The organism is Sphingomonas sp. CCH21-G11 (genome assembly GCF_001555965.1).
Lineage (GTDB): Bacteria > Pseudomonadota > Alphaproteobacteria > Sphingomonadales > Sphingomonadaceae > Sphingomonas.
Genome location: NZ_LSHX01000029.1, coordinates 71,799 through 83,537, shown reverse-complemented (window position 1 = coordinate 83,537; position 11,739 = coordinate 71,799). Strand labels below are relative to the sequence as shown.

At 66.2% G+C, this 11,739-nt stretch carries 11 protein-coding genes; 10 read left to right on the top strand and 1 reads right to left on the bottom strand.

What is annotated here, in order from left to right; all coding sequences use genetic code 11:
• Nucleotide 1 precedes the first annotated feature (1 nt).
• The 10 genes from AX676_RS07080 (at nucleotide 2) to AX676_RS07035 (ending at nucleotide 10,098) form a co-directional block, all read left to right on the top strand.
• Nucleotides 2–763, top strand: a complete 762-nt coding sequence (locus AX676_RS07080) for a glycosyltransferase family 25 protein (protein WP_066477814.1) — start codon at nucleotides 2–4, stop codon at nucleotides 761–763.
• A complete protein-coding gene (locus tag AX676_RS07075) occupies nucleotides 750–1,616 on the top strand; it encodes a phytanoyl-CoA dioxygenase family protein (protein WP_066477811.1) in 867 nt (288 codons plus the stop codon). Before AX676_RS07080 ends, AX676_RS07075 begins: the two co-directional genes overlap by 14 nt.
• Nucleotides 1,613–2,785, top strand: a complete 1,173-nt coding sequence (locus AX676_RS07070) for a glycosyltransferase family 4 protein (RefSeq protein WP_066477809.1) — start codon at nucleotides 1,613–1,615, stop codon at nucleotides 2,783–2,785. Before AX676_RS07075 ends, AX676_RS07070 begins: the two co-directional genes overlap by 4 nt.
• Entirely contained in the window at nucleotides 2,782–3,747 is a 966-nt protein-coding gene (locus AX676_RS07065; protein WP_066477807.1) for an acyltransferase domain-containing protein, read from the top strand. The genes AX676_RS07070 and AX676_RS07065 overlap by 4 nt, the downstream gene beginning before the upstream one ends.
• Nucleotides 3,744–4,508, top strand: a complete 765-nt coding sequence (locus AX676_RS07060; RefSeq protein WP_066477805.1) for a metallophosphoesterase — start codon at nucleotides 3,744–3,746, stop codon at nucleotides 4,506–4,508. The genes AX676_RS07065 and AX676_RS07060 overlap by 4 nt, the downstream gene beginning before the upstream one ends.
• 572 nt (nucleotides 4,509–5,080) lie before the next feature.
• Entirely contained in the window at nucleotides 5,081–6,031 is a 951-nt protein-coding gene (locus tag AX676_RS07055; RefSeq protein ID WP_156437661.1) for a hypothetical protein, read from the top strand.
• Nucleotides 6,028–6,900 (top strand): HesA/MoeB/ThiF family protein, encoded by an 873-nt coding sequence (locus AX676_RS07050; protein ID WP_066477796.1) that lies wholly within the window; start codon nucleotides 6,028–6,030, stop codon nucleotides 6,898–6,900. The genes AX676_RS07055 and AX676_RS07050 overlap by 4 nt, the downstream gene beginning before the upstream one ends.
• Before the next feature lie 98 nt (nucleotides 6,901–6,998).
• The gene (locus AX676_RS07045; protein WP_156437660.1) at nucleotides 6,999–8,027 is read left to right on the top strand and encodes a hypothetical protein; all 1,029 of its coding nucleotides are present in this window, start codon (nucleotides 6,999–7,001) and stop codon (nucleotides 8,025–8,027) included.
• Entirely contained in the window at nucleotides 8,024–9,121 is a 1,098-nt protein-coding gene (locus tag AX676_RS07040) for a GNAT family N-acetyltransferase (RefSeq protein ID WP_066477793.1), read from the top strand. Before AX676_RS07045 ends, AX676_RS07040 begins: the two co-directional genes overlap by 4 nt.
• Complete coding sequence (locus tag AX676_RS07035; protein ID WP_066477791.1) at nucleotides 9,118–10,098, top strand: hypothetical protein; 981 nt, start codon at nucleotides 9,118–9,120, stop codon at nucleotides 10,096–10,098. The genes AX676_RS07040 and AX676_RS07035 overlap by 4 nt, the downstream gene beginning before the upstream one ends.
• On the opposite strand, the gene AX676_RS07030 is transcribed toward AX676_RS07035, so the two are convergent.
• Nucleotides 10,095–11,729, bottom strand: a complete 1,635-nt coding sequence (locus AX676_RS07030) for a hypothetical protein (RefSeq protein WP_156437659.1) — start codon at nucleotides 11,727–11,729, stop codon at nucleotides 10,095–10,097. The genes AX676_RS07035 and AX676_RS07030 overlap by 4 nt on opposite strands.
• Between the last annotated feature and the right edge of the window lie 10 nt (nucleotides 11,730–11,739).

The window sequence follows — 11,739 nt, the reverse complement described above, 5'->3', positions numbered from 1 at the left end:
GATGCCCGATCCTGTGGGCTTGACCGGCATCGATCACGGCTTCTGCATCAATCTTGATCGTCGGCCGGACCGCTGGGCGGCGTTCCGCGCGCGCCTTCCCGCGACGCTGAACGGCGTGGTTGAACGCCGCCCCGCGGTCGACGGTCGCGACTTGTCGATGACGGCCGAGATCCGCGCGCTATTCGCGCACAACGACTTTCAGTTTCGTCGCAACATCCTCGGCTGCAGCCTCAGCCATCTCGGGCTATGGCGGCTGCTGGCCGGTCGAGACTATCCCTATGACCGCACCGCTGTTTTCGAGGACGATGCGTGGTTCTCCAGCCGGTTCACAACGCTTTGGAATGAACGGATCGCGAAGCACATTCCGGTCGATTTCGATCTGATCTATCTGGGCGGGCTGCTCGGTCCGGCAACGATCCGCGAAATGGACGAGCTCATGCAGAAGCATGACGGGCACCTGTTCACCGCGCCCGAACTATATCTGGAGAGGCGGCTGAACGAGGCACTGGTTATGCCGAAGCAAAGCCAGTTCTGCACCTATTCGTACGTGATCAGTCGGCGCGGCGCGGAAAAGCTGTGCCAAATGGTCGAGCGGGACGGCTTCGAGCGGTCGATCGATTGGTTCATGATCGACAGGTGGCCCGAGATGAACGTCTATGCGACCGATCCCTTGCTGTGTTGGTCGGTGTTTCAGGAAGGATCCGACATCTTGTTCGACTTCGATGTTCTAGCAGACACGGCAAAGGCGGATGGCGATGCTTGATCGGGAGGAAATCCTGGCGTTCCAGCGGGACGGTTATGCGGGGCCGTTCGACCTGCCCGAATCGTTTGTGCGGCCTTACTGCACGCCGGTATTTGCCAAGAGCGTCGTCGATCATCTGGTCGCTGAAATCGAGGCAGGGGCCAACCCCTTCTCGGATCGTCTGCGCAACCAGCATCTTTTCTCTGAAAGCCTCTGTGCGCTCGCGAGCGAAGAGGGCCTTCTTTCGCGGCTTTCCTCTATCCTCGGACCCGACATCCTGCTGTGGGTCGGCCATGTCGCGCCGCGCTGGCCCGATGACGAGGGGCATCGCTGGCATATCGACGCCGACAACAAGTTCATCCGCGGCGTCCACGTATCGATCGCCTTGGCGGACAATCGCGAGGAGAATGGCTGCCTTCGCCTCATCCCGGGATCGCACCATCACAGAGCCAGTCTTACCGCGGCAGAACGGATCGGGTTGATCGACCGCATGAACACCGAAAGCGTCGTCGCCTATGCCGACCGCGTGGCGCCGCACAATGCACCGCATCAGGTCCGGCCGATGACCATGCGGCGCGGCCAGTATTTCCTGATGGCGGAAGGCATGTGGCACTTCGTCGGCCGCAATGAAACGCCCGAATGGCGGACCAATGTCATCGTCCGTTACGCCCGACCCGACATTGCATGTCGCAACTACGGTTACGACGAGTCGGAGATGATTGCGGGCGAGCCGCTTGCCTGCGTGCTGGTGCGCGGCGAAGACCGCTTCAATCTCAACAAGATCGTGCCGAGCCCGACCACCGACCTGTTTCAGTTGGACCGTGACGGCCCAATGCCGCCCGACGCGCAGATCCCGTTGAGCCATCGTGCATGAGAATCACGTTCGTCGCTAACCAGTGCGTTCCGTTTCACGCAGCCAGCCTGAGCGAACGGCCGCTCGGCGGCACCGAGACGGCGGTGATCCGGTTGAGCGACGAGCTGCACGCGCGTGGGCACGAGGTCACGGTGTTCACCCCGCACCAGGCGCCCTTAAGCGTCGGGCCACGGTATATCGCGCTCACTGACGCCAATCTCGAGAGGATGCCGATCTGCGACGTGCTGATCGCCGTGCGCGAGTGGAAGATCTTGATGTCGCCGGCCCATGCGGAGCTGCGTCTGTTCTGGACGGGCGACGCGCATGATGCGCCAACGACCTTCGGCATCGGCGATCCCCGCGTGGCGCGTCGCATCGACGCGATGATGCTCAACAGCGACTGGCATGCGCGCGAGCTTTGCGGGCGGGCCGGGATATCCACCGACAAGGCGTGGATCATCGGGTGCGGCGTCCACATGCGTGACTTTGCGGGCGCGGAGCCGCGCGGGCGAAAGAGATTGATCTACAGCTCCACGCCCGTCCGTGGCCTTGTCCTGTTACCACGCATCTACGAGCGCGTGGCGAGCCGACATCCCGATGCCGAGCTGCATGTGTTCGCGGGCTTCGGCACGTATCGTCAAGGACCAGGCGGGGACCGCGACGAATGGAACGAGGAATGGCGGATGTTGGCAGACACGCTGTCCGCATTGCCCGGATGTACGGTCCACGGAAACGTCCTGCAGCATGAGCTGGCGCGCGAATTCATGCGATCGTCGATCCTTGCGTATCCCAACACGTTCAATGAGACATTCTGCGTCACTGCCGCCGAAGCGCAGGCCGCCGGCTGCGCGATCGTCACGTCGGATCGGGCGGCGCTGCCCGAAACGGTTGGTCAGGCCGGCATTCTCGTCGCTGGTCTGCCGGGGTCGCGCGCCTATGAAGATGATTTCGTCGCGGCGCTCGAGCGCCTGTTGACAGACGATGCCGAGTTCCTGCGCATGACGGCAAATGGCCGCGCACGCGCGCACTCCGCGTTCGATTGGGCCGTCATCGCTGCCGGCCTCGAGCGCCGGATGACCCATGCGATCGAACAGAAGCGACGCGGCCCGCGCACGTCGCGGGCGGGCAGCGGCCCGGACGCGCCGTCGCGTGCCACGACCGGCGGGCGCGAGCTCAAGGCGGCGTCATGAATGTGCTGATGTTTTCCGGGCAGGGCTCGCAATATTTTCGGATGGGTGAGGCCCTCTACCGCGGCAATCCACTGTTCCGGGGGCATCTCGACCGGCTGGACGAGCACGCCGCCGCGCTGATTGGTACGTCCGTCGTCGCGCACATCTATGACGAGGCCAGCGCGACCGGAAATCCGATTTGCGACATCGCGTTAGCCAACCCGGCCATCTTCATGGTCGAGCTCGCGCTCGCCCGAACGCTGATCGACTCGGGCGTGCCTGTCGCGATGACGCTCGGGGCCAGCCTCGGGGCATTTGCTGCGCTGACCATCGCCGGAATGCTCGACGACGAAGATGCGCTGGGGGCGGTTGTCCAAATGGCCCGCGACGCTCAATCGATCGCGCCGAAGGGCGGGATGATCGCGATCATCGCGCCGCTCACCGCGTATGACGATCCGTTCCTGCGCGACAACAGCGAAGTCGCGGCAATCAACTTCGACTCGCACTTCGTGATCTCCGTCGACGGTGATCGTATAGATGACGTCGAGAATCATCTCGGCGCGCGCGGCATCCTGTTCCAGCGGCTGCCAGTCAACTACGCCTTTCACTCGCGCTGGATCGACGGCTTGGAAACGCACGCCAAGGCTGCGCTGGCGTCGCTACCCCTTCGTCCCGCAACCATTCCGTTCGCCTGCTGCGCGCACGCCCGCACCTTCACCCGCCTGCCAGCCGATTATGTGTGGACATTGCTGCGGCGCCCGATCCTGTTTCGCGACACTGTAAGGAACTTGGAGGCGGCGGGTGACTACACCTACATCGACGTAGGGCCGTCGAGCACGCTGGCCACCTTTGTCGGCTACCTCCTGCCGCACGCGCGGGCGCGCGTCAGCAAGATCATGGACCCGTTCGGAAATGACGAGGCAAATCTTTCGGCCATTCTGTTCCGGCACGGCCAACGCGCTCGTCCGACCGCCGGGGCATGAGGGTGCATGCGGTCTCTGACGTGCATGTCGACTACGACCTGAACGCGCGATGGATTTCGGCTCTTTCCCGCCAAGACTATACCGACGACGTCCTTATTCTGGCGGGGGACGTATCGGATGATCTAAGCCGTCTCCGCTGGTGTTTGACCGATCTGTCCGGACGATTCAGGAAGGTCGTGTTCGTACCCGGCAACCACGACCTGTGGGTGATGCGCGACGACCGGCGGATCACATCGTTCGAGAAACTGGATCTCGTGCGGAAGGTGGCGAGCGACTGCGGCGTCTCCACCGCGCCACACGAAGAGGTCGGCCTGTCCGTTCTGCCGATCCTGTCGTGGTACGACTTTTCCTTCGGTCAACCGAGCGCTGATCTGCGACGTGTGTGGGCGGATTTCACCGCCTGCCGATGGCCCTCGGGAATCGACGAAGAGGCGATAACGACCCGTTTCCTGGCGGAGACCTGCGACGGAGCGCAGGGCAGCATCGGTCGCGACGTGATCACCTTCTCACACTTCGTTCCGCGGCGCGATCTGCTGCCCTGGTTCCCCGGGCGGGAAAGCCTGAACCTGCTGCCTGTGCTGGGGACGGGCCGGATCGACACAAAGCTGCGATCGCTGGGGGCGGTCGTGCACGTTTACGGCCACAGTCACGTCAATCGTCGCGCGGTGATCGATGGCGTCACTTACGTGAACAGCGCGCTCGGATATCCGCAGGAGACGGCGATCTCAGAGCGGCGCCTCAGATGCGTTTATGAGAGATGAGCCGCCGCATCATTGCTTGATGCGGTTCGGGCGGCGCGCAAGTGCGTCGGCAAGCCCGTGCATCGTAACGTCGATGTACATTGGCGCCTATGGCGGCCGCCGCAGCATTTCGGACCGTCGGTTTCATCTTTTCGTCTCTCCGTCGCCAGTGATGCCGCGGACGCATCATCGAGTTGCTGAAGTCTCCCGGAACACTCGATCTTTGGCTCACCCAGCTTTCGTACGAGGAATTTGGAGCTGGATCAGCGAAAGCGGCCATCGGTCAGCTTTGCTCGCGAGAAGGTCTTCTTGACGGTCGCAATCCGGCATGTCCACGCCAGACCGCCCCTTCTCGCGCCAGTCACGCAATCTCCCTCCCGTATGGATCCGCTGCCATTGCGCTGCCTGAGCAACCGGTCCGCTTTCAGGGGGGGTGTAGGATCCATCCGGCGCCCCCGGATCTGTGACTTCACGCATAACCCATCCGACATCGAAGCGACGTTGCCGATTGCGCCGGGTCTGGGGAGAAGAGCGTATCGATGCGCCAGCGCGTTGCCATGGCAGGAGAAACGTAACCCGGTTTGGCGTATCATATGGCGATGGGGCGGGCATCATTTCTGAAAGCGTTTGGCGGGAACTATCTGCATCTGCGCTTCGCGGCCTCGCCCGAGCTCTCCGTGGAGACGATCGAGCGACCGGGCGCCTGGCTCGCGCCCGTCGATGTCGAGCGGCTGGTCGCCGATTGCGCGGTCGTGGTGCGCGCCTGCCTCGGCGGGCGCGATCTTGACTATGGTCTGTTCGGCGAGGATCGCTCGCCCTGGGCGCGCAGCGTGATCACCATCGTGCGCCGACGCGACGATGGTCGCCCGATCGCGTTCAACGCCATGCCGATCCTGCCGGTCGTGCGCGGGGGGCAGGCCGAAGAAATTCTCCATCTGGGCCTCGTGATGATCGACCCGAACGATCGCGGCGAGGGGCTCTCATGGGTGCTCTATGGCTTTACCTGCTTTGCGCTGTTCGTGCGTCGCGGCTTGCGGTCCCTATGGATCAGCAGCGTGACGCAGGTTCCCGCGGTCGTCGGCCTCGTCGCGGAAACGTTCTCCGACGTGTACCCGGCACAGGCGGGCACCCGGCAGACCTTCGCGCATCGCCACTTCGCGCATCAGATCATGCGCAGCCAGCGCGATGCGTTCGGCGTCGGTGAGGACGCCGGATTCGATGCTGATGCACAGGTGATCACCGACGCCTACACCGGCGGATCGGACAATCTGAAAAAAACCTTCGCGGTCGCCGCCAAACATCGCGACCCGCGCTACAATGCATATTGCGAAGCCGCGCTCGACTATGCGCGCGGGGACGACGTGCTGCAGATCGGCAAGCTCGATCTGGCGACGGCGCGGCGATACGTGCTGCGCATGGTCCCGCGCGGGGCGCTGCCGGCACTCATGGTGCAGGTCGTTTTCATCGCGCTCGCCGCGGTGATCGCGCCGACGCTTCAATGGCTCGACCCCCGCAAACCCCATGGTAGGCTGCGCCCCGCATGATCGAATTCTCCTATCGCGAGATGACCACCCGCAACCGCGGCTTTGTGACCGAGGACGAGCAAGAGCGGCTACGCGGCGGCAGCGTGTTCATTCCCGGCGTCGGCGGCATGGGCGGTGCGGCCTTCATGGCGCTGGTGCGTGCAGGTGTGGGGAGCTTCGTCATCGCCGACATCGACGATTTCGAGGTCTCGAACCTCAATCGTCAACTGTTTGCGACGCTCGACACGGTCGGCCGGGGGAAGGCAGAGGCAGCGCGCGATGGCGCCCTCCGGATCAATCCGGATGCCCGGGTTCTGGTCCATGGCGGCGAATGGACCGTGCAACTCGACGACATCCTTCAGCAGGTCGACGTCGTCATCAACGGAATGGACGATGCCGCTGCCGGGGTGCATCTCTATCGCCGCGCGAAGGCGCATGGAAAGACGGTCATCGATGCCTATGCCTCGCCCTTGCCCTCGGTAACGCGCGTGGGCCCGGCCGCGCCGCGTCTGGAGGAGCGTCTGTCCTACCCCACCGTCGGGGTGGAGTGGCAGGCGGTGACGCCGGGGATGAAGATCGAGTGTCTGATGCGCGAGATCGAGTATGTCCTCGTCCACAGCAGTTCGCACAAATATGTCGACCTCGACATCGCGGGCGAGGTGGCGGCCGGCACGCGGTCGCGATTCTCGTTCTCGACGATGGTGACCATGGCCGGCACGATGATGGCGGAGGAGGCGATCCGCGTAATCCTCCGGCGCGAGGGCGGGGCGGACCACCGGGGCTGGTTCTTCAATCCGCACGCGGGCCGTGTCGAGAAGCCGCTTCCGGCTGTTCTCGCGGCGCCGAAGAAGCTCGTCGTGCGCCGTTTCATGAAGCGCTTCATGTCGTGACGCCGGGGCCCGTCCAGCCGGTCCTGCTCGCCGTCGCGTTGCTTGCAGTGACCGTCGCGCTGCGCGGCATCGGCCCGCAGGGGCGCGCCGCCAATCCGGTGGCGCGGCGGCTGGCCACGATCTATCGCCTCGTCGCAGCCCTTCTCGTCTGCCGCCTTGTCATCGTCCTCGTGCCGGGCGCGACCGCGTCCTTCGTTACCGTGGCGCTGATGGTTCTGGCCGCCTGGCTGCCGCTCGCGGGGCTGCGCTTTGCGGAGGAACTGGTCCGGCGACACGCGGCGCGCTGGATCAAGCTACTCGCGCTTGTCGGGGGGGCGGCGTTCTCGGTTATCGCGCTGACCATCGGCTTCGTCTGGAGCGGGCCGACCCTCGTCGCGCTCGCGACATTCCAGGCCATTGTCGTCGCATTGATGGTGATGCTGATAACGGCCAACCGGACCGGGCTGTCGCAGGGTGAGCGGGCGACCGCCGACACCTTCCTGATCGCGTTGGCCGCGACCATCCCGATGGCGCTGACCGATTTCCATGCGATCGCTCCCGGCTTGCCCGTGCGCTTCGGCCCCTTCGCCATGCTGCTGCTCGTCCTCGCGACGTCGCGCCTGGTCGACGGTGCGGATGCGCCGCGCAAGCTTGTGCGCGACGTCCTCCTGTGTCTTGGCGGAGGCGGACTTGCCGCGTTGGCGAGCGAAGGCAGCCCGAGCGCCGCCGCGTTCGGTACTGCGCTTTCGGCGCTGGCGTTGCTTGTCGAGCGGTTTGCGCGCAGTCGTCGCGGCACCGAGGGACTCGTCCGCGCGCTCGCCCGGGCCGATCCCCGCGATCCCGCGGCGCTGCTCGCAAGCCATCCGTTGCTGGCGACGGGCAGGGTCATCGAGGGTGAGGCGCTCGCGGCGTGGCCGCAAGCGACCGTCTCGACGCTCGCGGCGATGCCGGTCGTGAGCGATTCCTCGGTCGACCCGGATTTGCGCGACGCAGCCCGTGACCTGCTCGACTCGCTTGCGGCGACGCATCTCGTCCGGTTGCCCGGCGATCAGCCACGCTTCCTCGCGGTATCGGCCGGCAGCTTCGCAGGCCCGCGCCTGGGCGACGAGCTGATTCTGCTTTCACGGCTGTTGGAGCGAAGCGCGTGACAATCGAGCTGCGCGAAGGCGATGCAGACGCCTTTTTCGATGTGCCCTTCGCCGTGTATGACCGCTCGGTCGGCTATGTTTCGCCGCTGAAGCGCGATATCCGCCGGATGCTCGATCCCGCGAGGAACCCCCTGTGGGCGTCCGGCAATCCGTTCCGCTACTGGACTGCCCATCGTGACGCGCGTCCGCTCGGCCGGATCGTGGCGCATGTCCATTCGCAGTCGAACATGCGCCATGGCACCCGCCGCGCGCAGTTCGGCTTCTTCGACTGCGCCGATGACGGGGACGCTGCCCGCGCGCTGCTCGACGCTGCGACAGATTTTGCGCGCGCGCATGCGCAAAAAGAGCTGGTCGGAAACTTCAACCTCACGGCGATGCAGCAGGCGGGCGTGCAGACCGGCGGCTTCGGCAATCGCGCCTATACCGATATGGTCGTCGGGCCGCCGCATCTGCCGCGCCTGCTCGATGCAAACGGGTTCCAGGCATTCTTTCCGATGACCACCTTCGACATCGACTTGTCGATCGTGAGCCTGGCGACCGTCGAGGGGTTCGACGCCGCCGCCGGCTTCCGCTTCGCACCGGTCGAAAAGCGCGTCTTTCCCGAGCGGATGGCCGAAGCGCGACAGGTGCTCAACGATGGCTTTGCGGCCAATCCCATGTTCGTTCCGCTGACCGCCGACGAGTTCGAATTCCAGGCCGGCGAGATGAGCGCGATCCTCGATCCGCGGCTGTCGTCCGTACTGCACCACGACGGAAAGCCGATCGGGGCGGTGATCTGCATCCCCGATCTCAACGGCTTCCTCGCCGCGACGCGTTCGCGCATCGGCCTTGCGACGCCGTGGCACTACCTGCGGTATCGGATCAACCGGAAGCGCGCGGTGATCATCTTCTATTCGGTGGCGACCGCATGGCACGGCCGCGGCGTCATGCCGGCGATGCTGGCGCGGACGGTGACCGCCCTGCGCGACGCCGGGTACGAGCGGCTGGGCGTCACCTGGATTGCCGACGTCAACGCCGCGAGCCTCCGCCAGATCGATCGGCTCGGCGGAAAGCCGCTCCATCGCACGCATCTTTTCCGCAAGGAGATCGCATGACGCGCGAGGACATGGCGGCGCTCGTGGCCGAAGCGGCGCTCGCGCCGAGCGTGCACAATGTGCAACCTGCCCGCTGGCGGATCGACGACGATGGCGCGACGCTTTTCGAGGACCTGTCTCGGCGCCTGCCCGCCGCCGATCCGACCGGCCACGATGCCGCAATGAGCCTCGGCGCGGCAGCAGAGGGCTTTTGTCTCGCCGCCAGCCGCGCGACGCGGGGCGTGCGTGTGGAGCGGTTGCAGGGCGGCCGGGAAACCGGGCTCCGACGCATCGCGCACTTCGCTTTGTCGGGGCCGGTCGAGCCCGATCCCCTGGCGGCATGGGTCGACAGGCGCAGCTCGTTCCGGGGGGCCTTCGAAAAAGCCTCGGCCGCCGACCGCGACGCCGCCACCGCGCTCGTCGGCGATGATGCCGCCATACTCGCCGACCCCGCGACGCTGAAGGCCGTCGACCGCCACCTCGACGAGGCCAGCTGGCGCTTCATGCGCGAGGATCCGTTTCGTCGCGAATTGCTGTCGTGGATGCGGCTGTCGCGCGGACATCCCGATTGGGCGCGCGATGGCCTCAATGCCGATGCCATGGCGATGGGGCCGATCGCGGCCAGGGGCGCCGGACTGGTGCTCGGGCCGATGTTCGGATGGCTTGCGCGGGCCGGATTGGCGAAGCCGCTGGTTTCCGAGGGGGGCCGGATCGCGAAGGACGCGGCGGTCGTCCTGTTCCACCGCCCCGTCGGCGAGGATCCGTTCGACAGCGGCCGCAAATTCTATCGCCTGTGGCTGCGGATCGAGGCGGCGGGATTCGGCGCGGCGGTGCTTGCGGCGCTGGCCGACGATCCGGAGGCGAACGCATGGGCGAAACACGTGGCGCGCATCCCGCAGGGTCGGCGGCTCGTCTCGGCCTTCCGGCTCGGTCGCCGGCCGGCAGGCCCACTCGCGGCGCGGGCGCGGCTGCCGATCGACGAAGTTCTGATCGGCTAGAGCAGCTTCAGATATTCGATCAGCGCGCGCTTGTCGGCCGCGGACAGCGCGGTGCCCTGCAAATGCCCCGTCGCGCCGCGGCCCGGCGTGCCCGTATCGATCCATGCTGGACGGGAGAACGGCCGGTACCCCGGCGGATAGCGCCCGTCCGCTGTCAACCTCAGCCCGAGCGCGCTGAAATCGAGCGCATGTCCGCCAACCATGAACCGCGCCGGTCGGCGCGCGGGATCGAGCAGGGCAGCGATGGTCGGCACCGATCCGTTGTGCAGGTAAGGCGCGGACGCCCAAAGTCCCGCGAGCGGTGGCGCCGCATAGCCCGGACCCTGACGGACCGTGATGAGCGCGCGATAGGGGGACTTCGCCACGGCAGCCGCCAACGCGGAATCGAAATTTGCGCGGCGCATCGGATCGGTTCCGACATCGCCGTACCAGTTGGGGAACGACACGAGCCGCGGCGCGTCCAGCCTGTCGTCGTATGTCCCGTGGCAACGCGCACATTGGCCCGCGTAAAGCGTGCGCCCGCGCGCCGCGGCAGCGCGGTCGACGACGCCGGGAAACCGCTGCGCCCGGTAACTGTCGATAAAGGCCATGACGTCTTCGGCGTCGTCGAGGCTCGCCTTTGCCTTGTCGGGATGTACGCCCATGCTCGGCACGGTGAAAAATGTCGTGATCGCGGCCAGTGCCCGCCGCCGCGACGGGTCAGGGGGAGCCGTCGTCGGACCGGCGCTCGCACCCGGGATCGCGTAAACCCCGTCGGCGAGCAGGCACGTCCGCCAGGTTCGGCCGCCGAGATCGGGAATCGAAACGACGCCCGCATCGCCCCGTCCGCCGTCGGTCAACGGCGTCCCCAGCGCCTGCTTGAGCGCGGCGACCCCGTTGGTGCTTCCCGGCGCGCCGTTGGTGAACGGTAACGGCCGTTCCGCATCGGCGAGCGCGTCGAGGCGCCTGCGGGCGAGGGGAAGCACGATCAGCCGCAGGCTCGCGCGCTCGCGCCAGCCCATCTCGGGGAACAGGGTCTGCGCCGCGGGAAGGAGGTCGGGCGAATCGATATGCCGGCGCATCGCCCGAAAGACGGCAAGGGTGTAGGCTTCGAGGTCGATCGAGGTGTTCGGCATCCCGAGGGCCGGGCGATCCGGCATCGGGATGCCCTCCGCGTTGTAGGTCGCGCCCGCGTGGCACGCCGCACAACCGAGGTTCGAAACCATGACCTTCGCCCCCGCCACCGGGGCGATATCGCCATAGGTCATGCCGAGCGGCAGCGACGATGCAACCTGGCGCACGCCTTGCGGCAAATCGACCACGCGGGTGCCGGTCAGGAAACCGAAGCGGGCAAGCACCCTGTCGAGCGTGGCCTGCGACAGCGATGCGGCAGGATCACTGGCCTGCGCGTCGAGTACCAGCGCCGTCGCCGCGATGCGCCACGGGAGCGCGTTGGTTGCAAGCGCATCGGTGCTGATCCCACCGAAGCCCGCGCCCATGAAGGCCGCCGCGCCATGCGCCCGGCGATCCGCGTCGGCGGGCGCGACCGGGCGGGACCGCGACTCTGCGACCTGTACCGACAGCAACCAGCCCGCCGCGCCGATCGTGACCAGCGTGATCGCGGCCCCGGCCAGGATCCTTCCCCGTTTCATCGCGCGAACT

Excerpts from the sequence above, each read along its gene's own strand:
- AX676_RS07080 (WP_066477814.1), top strand. The coding sequence starts at position 2 with ATGCCCGATCCTGTGGGCTTGACCGGCATCGATCACGGCTTCTGCATC.
- AX676_RS07075 (WP_066477811.1), top strand. The coding sequence starts at position 750 with ATGGCGATGCTTGATCGGGAGGAAATCCTGGCGTTCCAGCGGGACGGT.
- AX676_RS07070 (WP_066477809.1), top strand. The coding sequence starts at position 1,613 with ATGAGAATCACGTTCGTCGCTAACCAGTGCGTTCCGTTTCACGCAGCC.
- AX676_RS07065 (WP_066477807.1), top strand. The coding sequence starts at position 2,782 with ATGAATGTGCTGATGTTTTCCGGGCAGGGCTCGCAATATTTTCGGATG.
- AX676_RS07060 (WP_066477805.1), top strand. The coding sequence starts at position 3,744 with ATGAGGGTGCATGCGGTCTCTGACGTGCATGTCGACTACGACCTGAAC.
- AX676_RS07055 (WP_156437661.1), top strand. The coding sequence starts at position 5,081 with ATGGCGATGGGGCGGGCATCATTTCTGAAAGCGTTTGGCGGGAACTAT.
- AX676_RS07050 (WP_066477796.1), top strand. The coding sequence starts at position 6,028 with ATGATCGAATTCTCCTATCGCGAGATGACCACCCGCAACCGCGGCTTT.
- AX676_RS07035 (WP_066477791.1), top strand. The coding sequence starts at position 9,118 with ATGACGCGCGAGGACATGGCGGCGCTCGTGGCCGAAGCGGCGCTCGCG.
- AX676_RS07030 (WP_156437659.1), bottom strand. The coding sequence starts at position 11,729 with ATGAAACGGGGAAGGATCCTGGCCGGGGCCGCGATCACGCTGGTCACG.